The 21,638-nt window shown below is 70.0% G+C and carries 18 protein-coding genes; 9 read left to right on the top strand and 9 right to left on the bottom strand.

The features are described 5' to 3' along the window. Positions 1 to 6: 6 nt before the first annotated feature. The 3 genes from ASD84_RS09985 to ASD84_RS09975 form a co-directional block, all read right to left on the bottom strand. Positions 7 to 864: an alpha/beta fold hydrolase gene (locus ASD84_RS09985; protein WP_056709597.1), complete on the bottom strand. Its 858-nt coding sequence runs from the start codon at positions 862 to 864 to the stop codon at positions 7 to 9. Between the two features lie 255 nt (positions 865 to 1,119). Then, on the bottom strand, positions 1,120 to 2,478 hold the full coding sequence (locus ASD84_RS09980) for a helix-turn-helix domain-containing protein (protein ID WP_162251518.1): 1,359 nt from the start codon (positions 2,476 to 2,478) through the stop codon (positions 1,120 to 1,122). A 205-nt stretch (positions 2,479 to 2,683) separates the two neighbouring features. Then, positions 2,684 to 3,028 carry a cupin domain-containing protein gene (locus ASD84_RS09975; protein ID WP_056709595.1) on the bottom strand — a complete coding sequence of 115 codons (345 nt, stop codon included), beginning with the start codon at positions 3,026 to 3,028 and terminating at the stop codon, positions 2,684 to 2,686. A gap of 134 nt (positions 3,029 to 3,162) precedes the next feature. Between ASD84_RS09975 and ASD84_RS09970 the strand changes: the two genes are divergently transcribed. Next, positions 3,163 to 5,052, top strand: a complete 1,890-nt coding sequence (locus ASD84_RS09970; protein WP_162251517.1) for an acyltransferase family protein — start codon at positions 3,163 to 3,165, stop codon at positions 5,050 to 5,052. A 12-nt stretch (positions 5,053 to 5,064) separates the two neighbouring features. On the opposite strand, the gene ASD84_RS09965 is transcribed toward ASD84_RS09970, so the two are convergent. Continuing rightward, positions 5,065 to 5,535 carry a hypothetical protein gene (locus tag ASD84_RS09965; protein WP_056709592.1) on the bottom strand — a complete coding sequence of 157 codons (471 nt, stop codon included), beginning with the start codon at positions 5,533 to 5,535 and terminating at the stop codon, positions 5,065 to 5,067. Positions 5,536 to 5,616: 81 nt separating this feature from the next. Here ASD84_RS09965 and ASD84_RS09960 point away from each other — a divergent pair, with 81 nt between their 5' ends. After that, positions 5,617 to 6,309: an NAD-dependent deacylase gene (locus ASD84_RS09960; RefSeq protein ID WP_056709591.1), complete on the top strand. Its 693-nt coding sequence runs from the start codon at positions 5,617 to 5,619 to the stop codon at positions 6,307 to 6,309. A gap of 10 nt (positions 6,310 to 6,319) precedes the next feature. Here ASD84_RS09960 and ASD84_RS09955 read toward each other — a convergent pair whose 3' ends face one another. Beyond that, entirely contained in the window at positions 6,320 to 7,252 is a 933-nt protein-coding gene (locus tag ASD84_RS09955) for a hypothetical protein (RefSeq protein ID WP_056709590.1), read from the bottom strand. A 47-nt stretch (positions 7,253 to 7,299) separates the two neighbouring features. Next, a complete protein-coding gene (locus tag ASD84_RS09950) occupies positions 7,300 to 8,061 on the bottom strand; it encodes a TetR/AcrR family transcriptional regulator (protein WP_056709589.1) in 762 nt (253 codons plus the stop codon). Between the two features lie 128 nt (positions 8,062 to 8,189). On the opposite strand from ASD84_RS09950, the gene ASD84_RS09945 reads away from it, so the two are divergent. Both ASD84_RS09945 and ASD84_RS09940 read left to right on the top strand, forming a co-directional pair. After that, positions 8,190 to 10,367, top strand: a complete 2,178-nt coding sequence (locus ASD84_RS09945) for an MMPL family transporter (protein ID WP_056709588.1) — start codon at positions 8,190 to 8,192, stop codon at positions 10,365 to 10,367. A gap of 44 nt (positions 10,368 to 10,411) precedes the next feature. Beyond that, positions 10,412 to 11,050, top strand: a complete 639-nt coding sequence (locus tag ASD84_RS09940) for a response regulator transcription factor (RefSeq protein ID WP_156391737.1) — start codon at positions 10,412 to 10,414, stop codon at positions 11,048 to 11,050. On the opposite strand, the gene ASD84_RS09935 is transcribed toward ASD84_RS09940, so the two are convergent. Continuing rightward, on the bottom strand, positions 11,013 to 13,187 hold the full coding sequence (locus tag ASD84_RS09935; RefSeq protein WP_156391735.1) for a sensor histidine kinase: 2,175 nt from the start codon (positions 13,185 to 13,187) through the stop codon (positions 11,013 to 11,015). The genes ASD84_RS09940 and ASD84_RS09935 overlap by 38 nt on opposite strands. A gap of 268 nt (positions 13,188 to 13,455) precedes the next feature. Here ASD84_RS09935 and ASD84_RS09930 point away from each other — a divergent pair, with 268 nt between their 5' ends. The 5 genes from ASD84_RS09930 (at position 13,456) to thpR (ending at position 19,485) form a co-directional block, all read left to right on the top strand. After that, complete coding sequence (locus ASD84_RS09930) at positions 13,456 to 15,303, top strand: serine/threonine-protein kinase (RefSeq protein ID WP_056709585.1); 1,848 nt, start codon at positions 13,456 to 13,458, stop codon at positions 15,301 to 15,303. A 64-nt stretch (positions 15,304 to 15,367) separates the two neighbouring features. Then, entirely contained in the window at positions 15,368 to 16,843 is a 1,476-nt protein-coding gene (locus ASD84_RS09925) for an MFS transporter (RefSeq protein WP_235531053.1), read from the top strand. Positions 16,844 to 16,915: 72 nt separating this feature from the next. Continuing rightward, positions 16,916 to 18,061 (top strand): acyl-CoA dehydrogenase family protein, encoded by a 1,146-nt coding sequence (locus ASD84_RS09920; protein WP_056709584.1) that lies wholly within the window; start codon positions 16,916 to 16,918, stop codon positions 18,059 to 18,061. A 132-nt stretch (positions 18,062 to 18,193) separates the two neighbouring features. Then, on the top strand, positions 18,194 to 18,934 hold the full coding sequence (locus ASD84_RS09915; RefSeq protein ID WP_200954482.1) for a VIT family protein: 741 nt from the start codon (positions 18,194 to 18,196) through the stop codon (positions 18,932 to 18,934). Beyond that, entirely contained in the window at positions 18,934 to 19,485 is a 552-nt protein-coding gene (gene thpR, locus ASD84_RS09910; RefSeq protein WP_056709582.1) for an RNA 2',3'-cyclic phosphodiesterase, read from the top strand. Before ASD84_RS09915 ends, thpR begins: the two co-directional genes overlap by 1 nt. A 19-nt stretch (positions 19,486 to 19,504) precedes the next feature. On the opposite strand, the gene ASD84_RS09905 is transcribed toward thpR, so the two are convergent. Both ASD84_RS09905 and pntB read right to left on the bottom strand, forming a co-directional pair. Next, positions 19,505 to 20,077, bottom strand: coding sequence for an adenylate kinase (locus ASD84_RS09905; protein ID WP_056709580.1), 573 nt, complete (start codon positions 20,075 to 20,077; stop codon positions 19,505 to 19,507). 139 nt (positions 20,078 to 20,216) lie between these two features. After that, positions 20,217 to 21,638 carry a Re/Si-specific NAD(P)(+) transhydrogenase subunit beta gene (gene pntB, locus ASD84_RS09900; RefSeq protein ID WP_056709578.1) on the bottom strand — a complete coding sequence of 474 codons (1,422 nt, stop codon included), beginning with the start codon at positions 21,636 to 21,638 and terminating at the stop codon, positions 20,217 to 20,219.

Here is a 21,638-nt window from a genome sequence, read left to right as displayed (position 1 = left end):
GGGGTACTACTGAGCCGACGTGACGGCTGCGACCACCGCGTCGGGCGCCTCGATCGCGGGCCAGTGGCCCACCTCGGTGAGCTCGATGACGGTCGCGTGGGGGATCCGTTCGTGCACGCGCTCGATCATGTGGGCGCCCGAGATCGGGTCGAGCATCCCCCACACGAACGTGAGCGGTACGTCGGTCGACTCGAGTGCCTCGACCCAGCGGCGTTCGTGGACCTGGCGGTCGGTGATGTAGGTGATCAGCTCGTGCAGGTTGACGTGATCGCGTGAGTTGGCGATCCATGCGTCCTGGGCGGCCCCGGTGGAGTCGAAGCCGGGCGCAAAGGTCGGTTGCAACGCCTGTGCGGTGAGCTCGGGCGTGATCGCTGCGCTGATCGATGGCCCCTGCTCCGGGTCGAGCAGCGCGACCTGGATCGGCTCGGGCCGATGCAGGTCGGGATAGATCCCGCCGTTGAGCAGGTACAGCTCGACGATGTCGACGGCCAGTCCTCCAACGGCTCGCCGTGCGAGAAGCTCCTGGGCGACCGTGTCGGCGTAGTCGTGGGTGACCAGGGTGGTCTCGGTGATCCCTTCCCGGTCCCAGAGGGCCTCGACGAGGTCAGCTTGTTCGTGGATCGAGTACGTGTGGCCGACGGGCTTGTCCGACGCGCCGAAGCCGAGCAGGTCAGGCATCAGGAGGGCGTGGTCGGCCGACAGCGGAGCCGCGATCCCGGCCCAGTCGTGGGACGAGCTCGGAAAGCCGTGCAGGAGCGTCATCGACGGCCCGGATCCGAGGCTGCGACAGAAGATCTGGTGTTCGGAACCGCTGAAGCCCAGCGGTGCCCGGTCACCTTCGGTCCACCAGTCGTGAATGTTCACGACCCCTCCGTTCGCTTGCTCGGAATTGGTGCGGAAGTTCTTGCAAGGTCGGGCCGGCCCGGTGCTCCTACCCATGAGCCCGGCAGACGTCCGGAGCAGACCTTCACACTCCAAGGACACATCATGACCACCTCCGCCGTCTTCCGCACCACCGCCAAGCTGGCCAACAAGAACGCCGCCGACACGTTCCACTGATCCCGTTCAACTGCCTTCCGGCCGCACACCGATCACCGGTGTGCGGCCGGAAGTCGTACGTCAGCGCTGCGCGGGTACGGCGGCCGTGCGGCTCGGGAGTCGAAGTCCGGTCGAGGCGCCGGCGCTGCGGAAGGCTTCCACGGCTCCTTCGTGGTCGCCCACCTCGGCGAGCAGGTCGGCCAGCTCGAACCAGAGCTGTGCGGCTCCCCGGTCGGCTCCGGCCGCGGTCAGGGCGTGCACGCCGGCCCGGAACAGGCTCCGTGCGCGGTCGCGATCGCCGCCGGCGAATGCGATCCGCCCTTCGAGGACGAGGCACTGTGCCTCCAGGGTCGGCGCACCGGTCGGCTTCGTCTCCTCGACCCTGGCGACGCTCGCCAGCGCTGCGTCGTGGTCTCCCAGCAGGAAGTGCGCCTTCCCGCGGCAGAGGTGGAGCCAGGAGATGTCCCACGCCGATGCGTTCGACCAGCTCATCTCGCGCTCGATGGTCGACATCATCTCGAGGGCGGCCTCCGGGTCCGGTGGATCCTGGAGGAGGAGCATGTTCGCGACCGTGGCGCGGAGCCGGGACAGGTTGCGGCTGTCGTCGCTCAGCTCGAAGAGGGCAAGGGCCTTGCGGGCCAGGTCGATCGCCGCACTGGCCGAACCGCGGGTCGCCTCCACGATGCTGGCGTTCCAGTACGCCGACGCCTTGCCCACGGGCGAGTCGTACCTCTCGGCTGCTTCGAGGGCGCGCATGCAGGTCCGCATCGCCTGTCCGAGGTCGCCCTGCGAGTGGTAGGCGCCCGCCGTGGTGACGGTGAGCTGGATGGCTTCGGTGAGTCCGCCGATGCCCAGCTCGTCGACGATGGCCTGGGCCTGCTCGCCGACATTGATGGCACGGGGGTAGTCGCCGCTCTCGCGGTAGCAGCGGCTGAGCGCGATCAGTCCCTTGAGCCAGATCGCGTCGGGTGTGGGGCTCGCCGTGAGTTTCTCGAGCAGGACGATCGCGCTGTCGAGGTCTCCGGTCGCCTCGAGGGCTCCGGCACGGACCTGCTGGGCTGCTCGCAGCACCAGCGGTGTTCCCTGGATCGCCGGGTCGGCGAGGACGGCGTCGATCGCCCTGAGCGCGCCGGCGCCGTCGCCGGACACGAGTGACAGCTCGGCGTGGTCCACGGCCAGCTGGAGCTCCTGCACCTGGTCCCGCGAGACGCCGAGGAGCAGGTCGTCCAGGCTGACGCCCATCCGGGTCGCCATCCGTTCGAGGAGACTTGCCTCGGGGCGGCGCTGGCCGTCCTCGATCCGCGACAGGTAGGCCGCGGTGACCTCGCCGGCAGCCACCTGGGCCTGGGTCATGGCTGCAGCGACGCGCGCCGTACGGATGCGCTGCCCGAGCACCGCCGGATCGATGGTGCGGCTCAGCTCTGCGAGGTGTAGATCCACGTGTCCCATTGTGCCTCGTCGGTGACAGGGATGTCCGATTCATCCAGAGGTGTCCGCCGCAGCTCCCTCCCCGGGAACGGGAGCTGCGGCCACGCCTCTGTGTCAGCCGGACGCCCGTCCCCACAACGGACGCCCGGCCGATGCGACGTGACCAGACTGCGGGATGATGTCCAAAGTTGTCAATTGGAATGACTGAATCTGACAATCAGGGCTGGCGGACCACGTCGACGGACACCTCGATCGCGGTCTCCGTGCCCCGGTTCTCCAGCCAGTGCCGGGTGTTGCGGTCCTCGGGCCAACCCGGCCCCGGGCCGTATTCGGTGGCAATCCCGTCGCGGTGGTCGGTGATCGTGCCCTGCAGCACGTAGACGCTCCCCGGCCTGCCGACGTGGTCGTGCAGGGGGCCGAACACCGCTCCCGGCTCGAAGGTGAAAAGTCGCGTCCGGAGCTGGTGGCCTGCCATGCCCGGGATCTCGGGACCGAGGTCGATCGAGGACAGCAGCTCCATCGTGACGCCCCTGGTCTCCGGCACTTCCGGTTCTTCGCTCATCTCCGGATCATCCACCCGCAGCGGACCGTCGGTCGATCCCCCAGCGCGCCTGCGCTGGACAGTTGGTGTGACGAATCGAACCGCCGCCTCAGATGCAGAGTCCGGGGCCCTCCGAACGTAGGCTGGCGCCTGTCATGAGAGCCGCCCCTCGCACGTCGAATTCGACGCCCGAAGCCGTGCCCAGGGAACGCAACCACCTCCTCGACGCGCTGCGCGGGATCGCGGTCAGCGGGGTCGTCGCCTACCACATCTGGCCGGGCGCGGTGCCGGGCGGATTCCTCGGCGTGGACGTCTTCTTCGTGATCTCGGGCTACCTGATCACCGTCGGGCTGTCGAGGGACCTCGGGGCGTCCCGCGCGCGGACGTTCCAGCGGTTCTGGATCCGCCGGGCCCGCAGGATCCTGCCGGCCCTGGTCGTGATGATGACGGTCACCTGCGCGGCTGCGGGCGTCCTCGGCGCGATGAGTGCGGTGCGCCTGCGGGGGCAGGTGGTCAGCGGACTGACCTTCACGACCAACTGGCACCAGATCAGCACCGGGGAGTCCTACTTCGCCAGCCTGAACCCGCCGATCTTCCAGCACCTGTGGTCCCTGGCCATCGAGGAGCAGTTCTACCTGCTCTGGCCACTGCTCCTCCTGGTGCTGCTGCGGCTGGTCCGTCGCGAGCGCCACCGCTGGATGGTGGTGGCGGTCCTGGCCGTGGCGAGCATCCTCGCGATGGCCGTGGGATTCTCCGGCTCGGTCGATCCGAGCCGTCTCTACTTCGGGACCGACACGCACGGCTTCTCCCTGATGCTCGGGGCACTGGCCGCCCTCGTGCGTGTCCCCGTCGCGCAGTTCGCGTCGATCCAGCTCACGTCGATCCAGCTCCTGTCGATCCAGCTCCCGTCGGACCGGTTCACGGTCCGCCGGCCAGCGGCGGTGAAGTCGTCGGTCGCGCTGGCGCTTGCGGCGCTGCTGGTCGCCTTCGCATCGATGAGTGACACCAGCGCCTTCGCCTACCGCGGCGGAATCGCGGTGATTGCCGCAATGACCGGCTTGTTGATCATCGTGCTGGAGACGGTGGACCACCGGAGAGTGGCGAAGGCCCTTCCGCTGGGACCCCTCGTGTGGCTCGGCGAACGCAGCTACGGGCTCTACCTGTGGCACTGGCCGGTCGTCGTACTCGTTGCCGAGCGCTGGGCGGCGACGTCGGGCTCGGGCCTGGCGGTGCGCGGCCTGGTGATCCTGGCGATCTCGGTGCTGCTCGCCAGCCTGAGCTGGAAGTACGTCGAGAAGCCGTTCCTGAGCGGCATCCGGTGGGCCTGGCCGGAGCGGCCTGATCGCTGGCTGGTGCCGGCGATGGCGGCCACGGTCGTCATGGCGATCGGCCTGCACACGGTGGCGGACTCGCCTGCGAGGACCGTCGCCGAGGACAGCATTGCGGCCGGTGCCGAGGCCATCCTCCGCAGCCAGCAGACCGACGTCGCCGACATGGAGCCCGCTGTCATGGAGCCCGCCGTGATCGAGCCCGCCGCGTCCGCCCCGGCGCCGGCGCAGGACGTCCCGCTGGGGAGGCAGATCACGCTGTTCGGGGACTCGGTCGCGGTGGCCAGTGCGCCCGCCCTGCTCAAGGACATGGCCGGGATCGCGATCCGGGCCAAGGTGGGCGCCCAGGTCTGGGACGTCGTGGACCAGGTGAAGCGTCTGCGCAAGGCGGGTCGGCTCAGGAAGTACGTCGTGATCGCGCTCGGTACCAATGGCGCTGCGCCCCGTGGCACCTTCCCCAGCATCGTCGATGCTGCTGGTCCCGGGCATCGCTTCGTCTTCGTCACTGCCCATGCGCCGCGCTCCTGGGTGCGGCCGTACAACGAGAGCGTCCGTGCCTTCGTGGCCACCCACCCCGGGTGCGCCCTCGCCGACTGGCGTTCGGCGTCCCGTCAGGTCTCCGACTTCGCTGACGGCATCCACCCGGGACCGCGCGGTGGCGGAATCTACGCCGCGGTGATCCGCCGGGCCGTGCGGGACCTCGCCGCGCAACCCTGAGGTGGGGGCCGGTCAGCCCAGCGCGCGGGCGGCGGCCTCGGCGTGCAGATCCCGTACGACGTCGCGCTGGTCGCGCGCCTGCTGGGCCAGACACTCGAGCTCGTCACGGCTCCACCGCGGCTCGTCGTCGACGAGCGTCAGCAGTGACTCCCAGCCGTTCAGCTTCCCGGCCAGCGCGATGCTCATCGTCTCGAGCTCGACGAGGTCGGTCATCGCCGTGCGGTGCAGGAGACTGCCGTTGGGCTTGAGCCGGCCGAGGCGCTCGCCAGCGCTGGCCACGAGGTTGAAGACCGGATTCTCGTGCACGCCGACCGCAGCCATCATTGCTCGCAGTGCGACCCGCTCCTCGACCAGCTCGCCGTGGATGCGCCTGAGGACGGATGCGGCCGGCTCCGGGTGCTCGCCGGCCGCTCGGTCGAAGAGGTTGACCCCGGCGGTCGATCCGGCGAGGTGGGTGCGCAGGTAGCGCGCGAGGTGGCTCATGTCCGGCCAGTACCCGAGCCGGGTCCGAGCATCCGCGGACGGGTGACGACGGTCACCCCGTCGGCGGGTAGCCTCCCGTCCGTGCCCCAGATCGTCGTCCTCACCGGTGCCGGCATCTCCGCCGAGAGCGGGGTGCCGACGTTCCGGGACGCCGACGGGCTCTGGGAGGGCCACCGGGTCGAGGACGTCGCGACGCCCGAGGGGTTCGAGGCCGACCGCGCCACGGTCCAGCGCTTCTACGACGACCGGCGGGCTGCGCTCAAGCTGGTCGACCCCAACCCGGCCCATGTCGCTCTCGCCGAGCTCGAGGACGCCGTGGGCGACGCGCTGCTCGTCGTCACCCAGAACATCGACAACCTCCACGAGCGGGCCGGCTCGCGCAACGTGATCCACATGCACGGGGAGCTGCTCAAGGCCCTGTGCCGCGCGTGCCAGGTGGTCTCGCCCTGGGAGGGAACCCTTCTCGACGAGCCGGCGTGCCCGGGCTGCGGCGCGCACGACCTGCGTCCCGACGTCGTCTGGTTCGGCGAGATGCCCTACGAGATGGACCGGATCACCGATGCGCTCGCCGAGGCGACGCACTTCGTGTCGATCGGCACCTCGGGAGCCGTCTATCCCGCGGCCGGCTTCGTCCAGCACGCCCGGCGGCACGGGGCGCGGACCCTCGAGCTCAATCTCGACCCGAGCGAGGGCAGCCACTTCTTCCACGAGTCGCGTCAGGGCCGTGCCGGAGACCTCGTCCCGGTGTGGGTGCGCGAGATGCTCTGGTCCTGACCGCGGACGCTCAAGCAGGTTCGGGGTGCTTCACGTCCGTGCACTCCCCGCCGTGGTCCTTCTCGAGGAGGGCGCCCGCCGTGCCGTCGTCGAAGAAGCACTCGCCGTCGAGGAACATCGCCAGCGAGTCCTCTCCCTGCTGGACCTCGTAGAACGCGTTGCGGGCGCCACCGACCAGGGCCAGCTGCCGGCCGACGACCGCGGAGGCATCGGTCGGTGAGGTGTCGGGCGACAGCCGCAGCGTCAGGTCGTCCTCGCCCAACCAGATCGCCGCGTTCGCGGGCAGCCCTTCCCGGAGCTGGTCGAAGCGGTCGAGCTGGCCGTGGTCGGGGAACCCGTCCGCGGCCGTGATTCCCCAGCTGTCGTCGCTCGACCGGACCGTCCACCCGGCGTGCGGGATCCCGGAGTGGGCAGCCTCGAGGCTGGCCAGTGTGCTGAGCAGGCCCTCGGCGCCGGGCTCGGCAACGACCACGTCGTACTGCGTGTGGACGTGGGGCGCAGCGGACACGTCCTGGGTGTCGATGCCCGCACTGACGGTGCCGCTGGGGAGCACCGCGACCGCTCGCTCGGCGGCGGCCGCGACGTCGGCGGTCTCCGCGTCGGGCTGGAAGCTGCGCAGGTGGACGGCATCGTCCCCGATCGTGACGTGGAGGTCGCCCTCCTCGTCGTGGTGCACGCCCTCGAAAGCGGTGTACGTCGTCGCCACCACCTCGCTGACCTGGTCGGCGCTCGCACCCGGGTCCATCTCGACGCGGAGCTCGAGCTTCCCGGAGTCCAGCGTGAGCGGCTCGGTGTAGTCGAGCTGTGCCGAGACCACCCCGGGCATCGAGGCGAGCTCGTCCCGCAGGTCGCCCGCCTCCACGGCGCGGCTGGGGTCGGCGCACCCGGCCAGGACGGGGACGGAGAGGGCGAAGATGCTGGCGAGGGCGAGGGTCGTCTTCATGTCTTCAGCATGGGTGCGGACCACCCGAAGGGCGTGAGCCCAGGTGCTCAGCGTCGAGCGAGCTCCTCGTCGAGGATCTTCGTCAGTCGTTCTCGCTCGCCATCCAGGCCCAGGGGTCCGAGCCAGTCCAGGACCGTTGCCCGGAAGAGCTGGCCCGACTCGATGACCCGGGGGTCGCAGTGGCCGGTCGACTCCAGGGTGACCACGCCGTACAGCGCTGACCACGAGCGCATGTAGATCCACATCAGGCCGCGGTCCTCACGGGGGATGTGCTCGGACTTCGCGGGGATCAGCGGGTCGAGCACGGCCTCACGCACGACCGGGTCGAGGTCGTCCAGTGCCGGGAAGGGGAACTGGTAGAGCTCCCAGACCTGCCAGACCAGGTCGGTGAAGAAGTGGCCGGACGTGGAGATGGTCAACAGCTCGCGCCGGTCGGTGTCTCCCGCGGCGATCGGGTTCGCGAAGACGAGGGCGAACTGGCGCGGCTTGCTCAGGGCCCAGTTGCGGAAACGGGCGCAGCCGACGGCGAGCCGGGCAGCCGGGTCGTCCGCCGGAAAGCGTTCGGCGGCCGCGGCCCACTCCGCGGTGGCTGCCTTGTCGAGCTCGAAGGCGACCAGGTCGACGAGTTCCTGGTAGTTGGCGACGTACCGGTACAGCGCCGGCGCGGTCAGGCCCATCTTCGCGGCCACGGCGCGCAGGGACAGGTCGGCGCCGGCGTCGAGGAGCTCGGCGGCGACGGCCACGATCTCGTCGTACGTCGCTTCGCGTTGGCGTTCACGGCGAGTGACGGGGACGCGGATGTGCGGCACGGGGCTCCTCGAGATGTGGGGGTGAGAGCACTTGACGAGATTAGTTTACACCGTTTACCGTGAACAGTGTTAACGAAACTGACTGGCTGTCACAGGAGGTTTCCACGGATGGGTGCGAAGGAGTCGGAATGATCGAGCGATGGGGCGCCCTGGTCGTACGGCGCGCGGTGGTGATCCTGCTGGTCGGGCTCGCCGTCACGGCCGCTGCCGCAATTGCAGGCATCGGACTCGAGGACAAGCTCGCCTCCGGGGGCTTCGACGACCCGGCGTCGGAGTCGTCACGCGAGCTCGCCCTCGAACGCGAGACCTTCGGCAACCAGTCGATCGACGCGATCGTCATCTTCTCCAGTGACGACGAGCTGGCCACCGACCCCGCCTTCCAGGCGGAGGTCGAGCGGACCCTCGCCCAGGTCCCGGGCGACATCGCGGCCTCGGACGTCACCTACTACGACGTCCAGGACCCGGCGATGCTCAGCGAGGACGGACACGCCACCGCGGTCTACATCTCGCTCGCCGGTGAGACCCAGAACGACTTCCTCGACGCCTCCAAGGCGCTGAAGCCGATCATCGGGGAGAGCTCGCTGGAGACCGGGATCGCCGGACCCTACGCCGTCTACAACGACGTCAACGAGGAGACGAAGAACGACCTGCTCCGGGCCGAGATCGTCTCGCTCCCGATCGTGCTGATCCTGTCGCTGATCATCTTCCGCAGCGTGGTCGCGGCACTGATGCCGGTCCTGGTCGGGTTGATCGCGGTGCTCGGTGCCCGCGCCACGGTCGCCGGGCTCAACGAGCTCGTCGAGGTCTCGATCTTCGCGCCCAACATCATCACCCTGCTCGGCATGGGCCTGGCGATCGACTACGCCCTCTTCGTGGTCTCGCGCTTCCGTGAGGAGATCGCGAAGACCCCCGATGACACCCGCCGGGCGCTGCTGCGCACGATGGCGACCGCTGGCCGCACCGTTGCCTTCTCGGCGCTCACCGTCGCGGCTGCGATGAGCTCGCTGCTGGTGTTCCCACAGACCTTCCTCAAGTCGATCGGGTACGGCGGGATCGCGGCCGTGCTCATCGCGATGGTCGCCGCACTGACCGTCCTGCCCGCCGCCCTGGCCGTGCTCGGCACCCGGATCGACTCGGTGCGGATCCCGTTCCTGCAGCGCTCCACCCCGACCGAGTCCGACACCGGCGCCTGGGCCCGCCTCGCGCGCGCCGTGATGCGCCGTCCGGTCATCGTCGCCACCGCCGTCACCGTGGTGCTGCTCGCCGTCGCCTCGCCCTTCCTGGGCGTGAAGTGGGGCAGCGTCGACTACCGGGTGCTCCCTGCGGACACCCCGTCCCACCAGGCCGCCGAGCGACTCAACTCCGAGTTCGGCGAGGAGCGCTCGACCGCCAACGTGCTGCTGACCGGAGCGGACGAGACCGGCGTGGCGTCGTACGAGAGTGCGATCAAGCGCGACGTCACCGGCGTGACCGACGTCCGTCCCGTGGTGACGGAGGGCGACACGACCCTGCTCCGCGTCACCTGGGAGGGCAACAGCCAGACCGAGGGGTCGCAGCAGATCGTGCGCGACGTCCGCGCGGTGGCCAGCCCGGACGGCTCGGAGGCCCTCGTCGGCGGCCTGACGGCCGACACGGTCGACCTCGCGGAATCGGTCGGGAACCACCTGCCGCTGATGGGCGGGATCGTCATCGGCGTGATGCTGTTGCTGCTCTTCATGGCCTTCGGGTCGCTGGTGCTCCCGCTCAAGGCCGTGCTGATGAACGCCTTCTCGATCACCGCCTCCTTCGGTGTGGTCACCTGGATCTTCAGCGACGGCCACCTGTCGGGCCTGCTCGGCTTCACGCCGCAGGGCTTCCTCGACCTGACCAACCCGATCGTGATGCTCGCCGTGCTGTTCGGCCTCTCGATGGACTACGAGGTCTTCCTGCTGTCGCGGGTCCGCGAGCAGTGGGACGCCACGGGCGACAACGATCTCGCCGTCCAGACGGGTGTGCAGAAGACCGGTCGCATCATCACCAGTGCTGCCCTGCTGCTCGCGGTCGTCATCGGTGCCTTCAGCCTCAGCGGCGTGGTCTTCATGAAGATGATGGGCCTCGGGATGCTGGTGGCGATCCTCGTCGACGCGACCGTCGTACGGGCCCTGCTGGTGCCGGCCACGATGAAGCTGCTCGGTCGCTGGAACTGGTGGGCGCCCGCGCCGATGGCCCGCTGGTGGCAGCGCCACGGCTTCCGTGAGGAGTACGACGACCTGCCGCATCCCGACGGCGGCGCCGCGTCGGCGGACAAGGAACCTGTCGGGGTCTGACCGTTTTGGCACGCGGGACCGTGCGTGCTGGCCATACTGGCGTGGTGTCCGCAGTGATCAGGGTCGGGGCGATCGACAACCATCCAGTGGTGCTTGCTGGTGTGGGTGCCGCGTTGGCGAAGCACGCCCCCGACATGGCGCTCGTGTCCATCGCCGGCTCGGTGGACGAGCTCCTCGAGAACACTCCCGACGGGCTCGACGTCGTCCTCCTGGACCTGCACATCCCGGACCAGCCCGTCGCCGAGGAATCGGTGGCCGCGCTCGTGGCCCGCGACATCGTCGTCCTGCTGTTCACCGCGGAGGAGCGGCCGATGCCGGTCCGGCGGGCCATCCAGGCCGGCGCGGCTGGCCTGGTCCTCAAGGTGGACCCGATCCAGACCATCGCCCAGGCCATCCGGGACGGCGTTGCGGGCGAGCTCGCCTGCTCGGGCCAGCTCGCAGCGATGTTGCTGACCGATGACGGGCTCGGCACGCGCCTGTCGCAGCGCCAGATCGAGATCCTCCGGGCCGTGAGCACCGGCCTGCCCTACCGGTTGGTGGCGCGCGACCTGGGGATCAGCGAGGTGACGGTGCGTGAACACCTGTTCCGGGCGGCCCGTGCCTACCGGTCCGGAGGCGTCGACCCCGGCAACGTGCACGGCCTGATCAGTCGCGCACGAGCCGACGGCCACCTCGACGAATGACCGAAGCGAGGTCCGGCGGCCCCGTCAGCACCAGGGCCTCCGGTTCGGCTCGCGCCTGCCAGGAGATGGGCAGCGAGCGGGTGACCCGCGCAGCGGCGTCGGCCGCGAGGCCGGGCACCACGACCACGGACGACTCGTCGACGGTGCCGGAGATGGTGACCTGACCGGGGCTGCTGCCGACGAGCGCCCGGAGCGCGGAGGCCAGGGTGCGCGTGGCCGCGGGGTACTCGGTCATCCGGCTCTCCACCTGGGCGCCGGCGGCCCGTAGCGCGGTGAGCTCGGCCCGCAGGTCGGCGTGCTCGGTCCCGGGAAGGTAGAGGCAGTCCCTCGCGGCGTGCGCCAGGAGCGCCGCCCGCGTCGACTCAGTGGTGGTCACCCTGCCCAGCGCTCCTCGGATCAGGATCTCCTGCACGGGCGCGAGGAAATTGCCCAGGAGACTCTCGAGGGCGACCCGGCGATCGGACGTCCGGGGGGTGGCCCGGTTCGTGACCATGTGTCCGGCGCGCCGACACACGGACACGATGATCCCGACGAACAGGGCGTTGAGCGGCTGGACGAACAGCAGGTGCGGCAGGTCGCTGACAGGCCGATCCAGGTGCAGGGCGACCGCGGTGATCACGAGCGCGTTCGGCACCAGGAGCAGCATGATCATGCGTTGCGACACGACCCAGGCGACCGCGAGCGCCGGCAGGGCGCTGAACTCGATCAACCACGACTGGGCACCGCCGAGACCCTCGGCCGGAACAGAGGGGAGCGCCGCGGCCAGGATCGCGGTCGGGGCCGCCGCGGCGAGAACGAGGTGGGCCGGCGACAGTGGCCCCCGGGTCATCGCATTGGTGAGGAGCACGACCAGCGCAGCTATGGCGACGGCGCCCAGGTACGACTCCGGTTGCACCGGGTTGTCCAGCGTCAACAGCGCCGCGGTCGCGAGGTACCCGCCGGCGAGCACCGCGCTGGCCACCAGGGCCACCCGGCCCGGGTCCGGCACCACCGCCCGGATCACCTGGTCGTGGGCGGGCGACATGCCGAGCAGGCGCGCGAGCCGGCGGTAGCGCCACATCAGGACCACCGTCGTCCCCGAGCCGGGGACGCTGTCCACGCGCGACGTCCCGCCCACGGCGGACACCCGTCCAGCGATCGCGACGCGCAGCCCGACGCCGGGATCCGCGGTGAACCCCAGACCCGGATCGGCGATCACCACGCGGATCGAGCCAATTCGTCGTACGACGGTGACGCGCACGCGCCGTTGCCCACTGTGCCGCGCGACGTTGCGCAGCGCCTCGGTCGCCGCGCCCAGCAGGGCGTCCTGTACGACGTCGGGCAGTCGCTGGCGTCGCCCGCGCACCACGAACCGGGCCTTGAGGTGCTCGCGATCCGCCGCCGTCCGGATCTCCGCGACCAGGTCGCCGAGTCCCTGCTCGGCCGCCGGGACCTCGATCTCCTCGAGCGCGTTGGCTGCCGCGGACCACGTGTCCGGGTCCCCGGGCAGGCCGGCGACGGCCAGCAGGGTCGGGATCAGGTCGTCGTGCAGGAACGACGTCGCCTCGACCTCGGCCGACGACATGCGCTCGGCCTCGTCGACCCGACGGGTGGCGAGCGCACGTTCCGCGCGGCCTGAGGCGCGCCGCATGTGCGTGACGAGGAACAGGGCGCCGAACACGGAGCCGCCGATGAGCGCGGCCTCCTGGAGCCCGTAGACGAGGCCGTCGTCACCTCCCGTGATCCAGCGCAGGCCCACGAACAGTGCGGCAATGAGCACCATCGTCGCCACCGCGCCGCGGCGACGGGCGGCGATCACCAGCAGCATCGGCTCGGCCAGATGGATGATCGGGGAGTCCGCAGCCCCGGACAGAGGCACGTCGTCGCGATGCATCAGGGCGCCCGCGACCATCGCGATCGTGCACAGCACGACGTCCGCGGTGGACGCGCGCCCCCGCAGACAGTTGATCCCGGCGATGAGGACCGAGCACACCAGGACCGCTGCGAGCGTCAGGTCCTCGCCGTCGTACGACGGCTGGAGGGCGAACTGGCCGGCCCAGACGAGGGTCTTCGCCAGGATCACCATGCCGATGGCCAGCTGCAGCCCGCGTTCCACGGACGCGGCGAAGGAACGACCTTCGGACCGCCCGCGCCTCATGGCCGGATGCTAGGCCCAATGGTGGGGGTGCGACCCCGGATTGGGTGGCTGTCCTCGGAATCGCGGGTATCGGTGCCACTGCGCAAGCGAGACAATTCGCACGGGTCGCACCGTGGGGGAGTGGCCCGTGCAGTACGGCGTGCCGCGCTCCCTGACCACACCGTCGGTGGTTCTGGGGACAACCCTGGGGGGATTTCCAGAGCAGTCGGAGCGCGGCACTGACCGCCGCGTCATGTCGCCGACACGGTCGTCCGGTAGAACAGAGGGCGTGTCCTCCTTCTCTGGCTCCGGCTCTGGCTCCGGCTCCGGCGACCCGGTCCCCGGGTCGCGGATCGGCCGGTTCCGGATCGTCGAGCAGCTGGGCCAGGGCGGAATGGGCGTGGTCTACCGCGCCATGGAGGAGAACCTCGGGCGCGAGGTCGCGCTGAAGGTCATCACGCCGCTGTTCGCGCACGACCCGGAGTTCCGTGAGCGCTTCACCCGTGAGGCACGTTCGCAGGCGTCCCTGGAGTCCGCCCACGTCGTGTCGGTGTACGCCCACGGGGAGGAGGACGGCTACCTCTACATCGCCAGCCAGCTCATCCCGGGCGGCGACCTCGGGCACCTGATCCGGACCCACGGGACGCCCAGCCTGGTCGAGGCGCTCGAGATCATCGAGCAGGTCACCAGCGGTCTCGCGGACGCCCACGACGCGGGCCTCGTGCACCGCGACATCAAGCCCGGCAACGTGCTGGTGCGGCGCAGGCCCGGTTCAGTGCGGGCCTACCTCGCCGACTTCGGTATCGCCCGCAAGATGAACGCCGACGCCACCCGGTTCAGCGCCTCGGCCGTCGGTACCCCGTCCTACATGGCGCCCGAGCTCCACGGCGGGGCCAAGGCCAGCGCATCGACCGACATCTACGCCCTCGGCTGCCTGTTGTGGGTCGCATTGACGGGGACCCCGCCCTACGCGGGCACCTCCGAGTACCAGCTGGTCGCCGCCCACGTGAGCCACCCGGTCCCCCAGCTGTCGGGCAGCAGCCCGATGGTCAACGCCACCAACCGGATCCTGCGCACCGCGATGGCCAAGGACGCCGCCGAGCGCTACCAGGCGGCCAGCGAGATGAGTGCCGACCTGCACGCCGCGCTCCGGCTCCCGATCACCCCGGGTGCCGCGGTGCCCGAGGCCAAGGGGAGTACGGCGATGCGACCGATCCGCCCCACGCCGACGCCGACGCCCACGCCCACACCCACGCCGACGCCGACACCCACGCCCGCGCCGGCCGCGCGCCCCGTGCCCGTGACGGCCTACGTGCCCGCGGCCGCGAATCCGCCGCCGCCGGCCTTCCTGAGCGCGACGCCCACCGGACGTCGTACCTCCTCGAAGAAGTGGTGGGCCCTCGGTGGGGCTGCCGCGGCGGTCGCCCTCGGCGCCGGCATCGGCGCCGCGCTCCTCACCAGTGGCAGCGGTGGCGACGACCCCTCGCCGGCGGAGGAGTCGTTCCTGGCACTGGAGCCCAAGGACATCCTCCGGGCCTCCGAACGCGACATGGCCGTCGTCGAGAGCGCGCGCATCCGCGGGCAGTTCGATGACGACGGTTCGCCGGTCGAGGTGGACGTCACGGCGACCAGTCGCGGCGACTGCAAGGGCACCATGACGGAGAAGTCCTCCGGCGGGGTCGCCGAGATCCTGCGGGTGGACGAGAACCTCTACCTCCGCGCCGACGCAGCGTTCTGGAACTCGACGAGCGGCGGCGACGCGGCGGCCTTGGTGCTGCCGGTCATCGGGGATCGCTGGGTGCTCGAGAACAGCCTGCTCGAGACGACCGATGCCTTCTGCGACCTCGACGAGTTCCTGGAGCGGGACGGTCGCGAGGACGCCACGGCCACCAGCCTCGGCGAGGACGAGGTCGGCGACGAGGACGCCGTGAAGATCGAGCAGACCGAGGGTTCTCAGCGCGAGGTCCTCCACGTCCGGCTCGACGAACCGCACTACCTGCTGAGGATCGAGGAGAGCGACGTGGACTTCTTCGAGTTCTCCGACTTCGACAAGGAGGTCGAGATCGCGGCGCCGCCCTCCGGTGACGTCTTCGACCTCCAGGGGTTCCTCGACAAGGCCGAGGACGGCCTCGGGTAGCCCGATCACGTTCCGGTCACGTGTCGAGGGAATGCCGAACCGCGGCCGCCGGTTGCCGCTTGACGTGACCCTCTCCGCGCCCGCTCCCGTGACGCGGGCCCATGTGGGACTGCGCAGCGAGCGGGGCCCGATCCTCGGCGCGGTGATGCTGAGCGTGGCGCTCGTCGCGATCGACACCACGATCCTCGCGACTGCTGTCCCCGCGATCGTCGAGGACCTGGGCGGTTTCACCCAGTTCCCGTGGCTGTTCTCGACGTACCTCCTGGCGCAGGCCGTGACCACCCCGATCTACGGCAAGCTGGCCGATGTCTTCGGCCGCAAGCCGTTGATGCTGTTCGGGATCACGCTGTTCGTCCTCGGCTCGGTGCTCTGCGCGCTCTCGTGGAGCATGACCGCACTGATCGTCTTCCGCGCGGTCCAGGGCCTCGGCGCCGGTGCGATCCAGCCCGCGGCCGTCACGATCATGGGCGACATCTACTCCGTTGCCGAGCGCGCGGTCGCGCAGAGCTACGTCGCCGGCGTGTGGGCCGTCGCGGCGGTCGTCGGCCCGACCCTCGGCGGTCTGCTGTCGGAGCACACGTCCTGGCGCTGGATCTTCTGGATCAACGTGCCGCTCGGGGTGCTGGCCGCCGTGGTGCTGGTGCGTCGCTTCGAGGAGACCGCGGCCCACGAGGCCCGCGCGGAGCGTCGATCCATCGATGTCGTCGGAGCCCTCCTGCTGGCCGGGGCGGCCCTGTTGCTGCTGCTCGGCCTGCTCGAGGGTGGCATCCGGTGGCCCTGGTGGTCGCCGGCCGGCGTGGGCATCTTCGTCGCCTCCGCGGTCCTGTTGCTGGCCTTCGTCGCCGTCGAGCGGCGGGTCCCCGATCCCGTCCTGCCGCTGTGGGTGTTCGGCAACCGGGTCCTCAACGCCGCCACGATCGGGGCGTTCGTGGTCGGAATGCTGATGCTCGGCGTCACCTCCTACGTCCCGGTGTACGCCCAGCGGGTTCTCGGCGCCGGAGCTGTCGTCGCCGGCCTCGCGGTCGCGGCGCTCGCCATCGGGTGGCCCATCGCAGCGAGCACGGCCGGGCGTTTCTACCTGCGTTGGGGCTATCGCCCCTGCCTGCTCGCGGGTGCCGCCTTCGGCCTCGTCGGCACCGGCATCGTTGCCAGCGTGGGACCCGGCAGCCCGGTCTGGCTGCTGGCGCTCGGTTGCCTGGTGCTCGGGCTCGGCCTCGGCTACGTCGCCAGCCCGAGCATCATCGCGGCGCAGTCCGCGGTCGGCTGGCGCGACCGGGGCGTGGCCACCGGCACCAACATGTTCGCGCGCTCGGTCGGGAGCGCGGTCGGCGTCGCCGTGTTCGGTGCCGTGGCCAACGGTGTGGTGGCCTCGCGTCTCGGCGGCGGGCAGCGAGCCGGTGAGGTGGACCTCGACGCGCTCCCGATCAGCATCCTCGACCCGGCCCTGCACACGGTCTTCGTGGTGGTGGCGTGCACGTCCGTCGCGCTGGTCGTCGCCGGGCTGGTGATGCCGTCACGCGTCTCCTCCGTGACGGAATGACCAATCCGCGCCCCGGAATCTTGTGCTCGGGGACAGCGACGGGCGATGTGACCCACCAGTAGTGTTGGGTGCATGAAGCGCGAGATCTACGACGAGGACCACGAGGCCTTCCGGTCCTCCGTGAAGGAATTCATCGACCGGTCGGTCCTGCCGCACACCGAGGAGCACATCGCCGCCAAGGCGCTGCCCCGGGAGTTCTGGCTGGAAGCCGGCAAGCAGGGCCTGCTCGGCCTCGAGGTCCCGGAGCAGTACGGCGGCGCCGAGGCCAATGACTTCCGGTTCAATGCCGTGCTCCAGGAGGAGCTGGCCAAGGTCGGTGCGGCGTACCCGACCTGTCACGGCATCCACGCCGACATCACGGCGCCGTACATCGTCGAGCTGGGCACCGAGGAGCAGAAGGAGCGCTGGCTCCCGGGCGTCGTCTCCGGCGAGATCCTGCTGGGCATCGGCATGACCGAGCCCTCCGGCGGCTCCGACCTCGCGAACCTGAAGTCCACCGCTGTGCGCGACGGCGACGAGTGGATCATCAATGGTTCGAAGACCTTCATCACCAACGGCTTCTCCGGCGACCTGTTCGTCACCGCCGTGCGCACCGACCCGGAGCGGGGCCCGAAGGGGATCACCCTGTTCGGCATCGAGGCGACCAAGGAAGGGTTCTCCCGCGGCCGCAAGCTCGACAAGGTCGGCATGGAGGAGTCCGACACGGCCGAGCTGTTCTTCGAGAACGTCCGGGTGACCGACGCCGAGATCATCGGTGAGCTCAACATGGGCTTCATCCACATGATGCAGAAGCTCCCGCAGGAGCGCCTCGGCTGCGCCGTCGCCAACGTCGCGCAGGCCAAGCAGATCCTGATCGAGACCCTGCAGTACACCAAGGACCGCCAGGCCTTCGGCCAGTCGATCGGCAAGTTCCAGAGCAACAAGTTCCTGCTCGCCGAGCTCTTCACGCAGATCGAGGTCGCCGAGGCCTACATCGACAAGTGCGTGCTCGCGCACAGCAAGGGCGAGCTCACCGCTATCGACGCCTCCAAGGCGAAGTGGTGGTCCAGCCAGGCCCAGAGCGAGGTCCTCGACGCCTGCGTCCAGCTGCACGGCGGCTACGGCTTCATGAACGAGTACCGCGTGGCCCGCGCCTGGCGCGACGCCCGCGTCACCAAGATCTGGGCCGGCTCGAACGAGATCATGAAGGAGCTCATCGGGCGCGACCTCGGCCTGTAGCCAGCACGAACCAAGGGAAACCGGTCGCGACGAGCACTCGTCGCGACCGGTTTCTCGTTGTTTCCCTCCGTTCGTGCACGCTCATCGGCAATCGGGTCGCATGACAACCGCAGGATCGGGGATCATGCAGGGGTGAGTGCGAACACGGAGACCGGATCAGGGGAGGCAATCGGTCCCCACGACGACGAGCCGCACCAGGAAGGCTTCAACAACCAGCTCAACTGGCTGCGGGCGAGCGTGCTCGGCGCCAACGACGGCATCGTCTCGACCGCCGGCATCGTGCTGGGCGTCGCCGGTGCGACCACGGACCGGACCACGATCCTCGTCGCCGGCATCGCGGGCCTGGTGGCCGGTGCGATGAGCATGGCGGCGGGTGAGTACGTCTCGGTGAGCACCCAGCGCGACTCCGAGGACGCCTTGCTCGCCAAGGAGCGTCGGGAGCTGGCCGAGGACCCCGAGGACGAGCTCGCCGAGCTCGCCGGCCTGTACGTCGACAAGGGGCTCGAGCCCGACCTCGCGCTCGAGGTCGCCAAGCAGCTGACCAAGAAGGATGCGCTGGCGGCGCACGCCGAGGTCGAGCTCGGCATCGACCCCGACGACCTCACCAGCCCATGGAACGCGGCGATCGCCTCGATGCTGTCCTTCACGCTCGGTGCGCTGCTGCCGCTGCTCACCATCCTGCTCGCGTCCCAGGACCTCCGGGTCGCGATCACCGTCGTCGCGGTCGTGGCCGCCCTCGCGCTGACCGGCTGGGCCAGCGCCCGATTCGGCTACGGCTCGGCGCGGATGGCCGTGGTGCGCAACATCCTCGGCGGCCTCATCGCGATGGCGGTCACCCATGGCATCGGCCAGCTCGTCGGGACCCAGGTCTGATGCGACTCTTCACCGCCGTGATCCCGTCGACCGACGCGATCGAGCACCTCGATGCGTTCCTGGACCCGCGTCGCGATGCGGCCGAGTTCCGCTGGACCCGACCCGAACAGCTCCACATCACGCTGGCCTTCATGGCCGACGCCGCCAGCCACCGTGTCGACGAGTACGTCGACCGGCTGGCCACGTCGCTCGAAGGTCTCCCCGCGGCCGAGCTCCGGCTCGCTGGTGCCGTCGCGTTCCCGAACGTCGCCGAGGCACGGGTCCTCGCCACCGGGGTCACGGCGCCGGAGACCTTGACGACGGCCGCCGTCCGCGCCCGGAACGCCGCGGTGGTCAGTGGTGTCGAGGTGGACGGCCAGCGCTTCCGTCCCCACGTCACCGTCGCCCGCACGGGCGGCAGGTTCGTCGAGATGACGAACTGGGTGCGCCTGCTGGAGACCTACGAGGGGCCGGCCTGGACGTTCGACTCGGTTGCGGTGATCGCCTCGCACCTCGGCGAGGGGCCGCGCCGCTCGCCGCGCTACGAGACGCTCGCCGAGGTCGTGCTCTGAGCCGTGCCTTGAGTCGCGGTCAGACCACCGGCCGGGCCAGGGCCTGGTCGATCCGTGCCGCGATCTCCACGACCGTGCCGGCCCCGTCGATCTCCCGGACCAGCCCGCGCGCGGCGTACAGCTCGACGAGCGGAGCGGTCTGCTCGGCGTACACCTGCAGCCGTCGGCGGACGACCAGCTCGGTGTCGTCGGCCCGATCCTCCAGTTCGGCGCGCCGTCGCAGCCGCCCGACGAGCTCCTCGGCATCCACCGTGAGCACCACCACTGCGTCGAGTGAGGCATCGGCCCCGGCCAGCATCGTGTCGAGCTCGGCTGCCTGGTCAACGGTGCGCGGGTACCCGTCCAGCAGGAAACCGTCCGCACAGTCGGGCTCGGCGAGCCGCACCGCGACCATCGCGTTGGTCACCTCGTCCGGCACGTACTCGCCGCGATCCATGTAGCCCTGGGCCGTCAGCCCGAGCGGCGTGCGGTCCCTGACCTGCGCGCGGAAGATGTCGCCGGTTGCGATGGCGGGGATGCGGTGGTGAGCAGCGAGTGCGGCGGACTGGGTGCCCTTGCCGGCTCCGGGCGGGCCCATCAGGAGGAGGCGCATGTGGGGTTTCCTTCACGTCTGGTTCGGATGACTGGACGGTAGGCGAGCTGACGCTGCACTGACGTTGCCCGCGTCCAGCTGCGTGGCAGATGACGAAGGGCCGGTTCCAACGGAACCGGCCCTTCGTCGTACAGCTGTGTCAGTCGCCGAGGTGGCGGACGATCTCCTCGACCTTGTCCTTCGCGTCGCCGAACAGCATCTGGCTGTTCTCGCGGAAGAACAGCGGGTTCTGGACACCGGCGTAGCCGGCGGCCATGGACCGCTTGAACACGATGACGTCCTTGGCGTTCCAGACCTCGAGGACCGGCATGCCGGCGATCGGGGAGGACGGGTCCTCCGCCGCGGACGGGTTCACGGTGTCGTTGGCGCCGATGACCAGCACGACGTCGGTGTCGGGGAAGTCGTCGTTGATCTCGTCCATCTCGAGGACGATGTCGTAGGGCAGCTTCGCCTCGGCCAGGAGCACGTTCATGTGTCCGGGCAGGCGACCCGCGACGGGGTGGATGCCGAAGCGGACGTTGATGCCCTTGGCCCGCAGCTTCGCGGTCAGGTCGGCGACGGGGTACTGCGCCTGCGCGACGGCCATGCCGTAGCCGGGCGTGATCACGACCGAGGACGCGCCGGCGAGCAGCTCGGCGACAGCATCGGCCTGGATCTCGCGGTGCTCGCCGTAGTCCTTGTCGTCGCCTGCGGGGGCGGCGATGCCGAAGCCACCGGCGATGACGGAGATGAACGAGCGGTTCATCGCCTTGCACATGATGTAGGACAGGTAGGCACCGGAGGACCCGACGAGTGCACCGGTCACGATCAGCAGGTCGTTGCCGAGCAGGAAGCCCGAGGCGGCCGCGGCCCAACCGGAGTACGAGTTGAGCATCGAGACCACGACCGGCATGTCGCCGCCGCCGATGGAGGCGACGAGGTGCCAGCCGAGCGCGAGGGCGAGGACCGTCAGCACCGCGAGGACGATGTCCTGGCCGGTGCCCTCCTCGACCGCGACGTAGACGACGGTCAGGATCGCGAACAGTCCGAGCGAGCCGACGTTGATGAAGTTCTTGCCCGGCAGCATCAGCGGGGCAGAGCTCATCTTCGCCGACAGCTTCAGGTTGGCGACGATCGATCCGGTGAAGGTGACCGCACCGATGAAGATGCCGATCGCGACCTCGGCCTCGTGGATGTTGTTGAGGCTGTCGAGCTCGAAGTGCGAGCCCTCGAGGTGGCCGTTGACGCCGATCAGCACGGCGGCCAGACCCACGAAGGAGTGCAGGGCCGCGATGAGCTCGGGCATTCCGGTCATCTCGACGATCCTGGCGCGCCACAGGCCGATCAGGGCACCGACCACGACGGCGGCGACCAGGAGGCCGATGACCAGGGGACGGTCCTCGATGAACTCACTGGCGTCGACGGTGCCGGCAACGGTGGCGACCAGGGCGACGCCCATGCCGACGATGCCGTAGGTCAGGCCGTTCTTGGCCGACTCGTGCCTCGAGAGGCCCGCCAGGGACAGGATGAACAGCAGCGCGGCGACGATGTACGCCGCTCCGGTGATGGAGAAGATGTCCAT

Source organism: Nocardioides sp. Root682 (assembly GCF_001427795.1).
Taxonomy (GTDB): domain Bacteria; phylum Actinomycetota; class Actinomycetes; order Propionibacteriales; family Nocardioidaceae; genus Nocardioides.
This window is presented reverse-complemented; position numbering and strand designations above follow the sequence as displayed.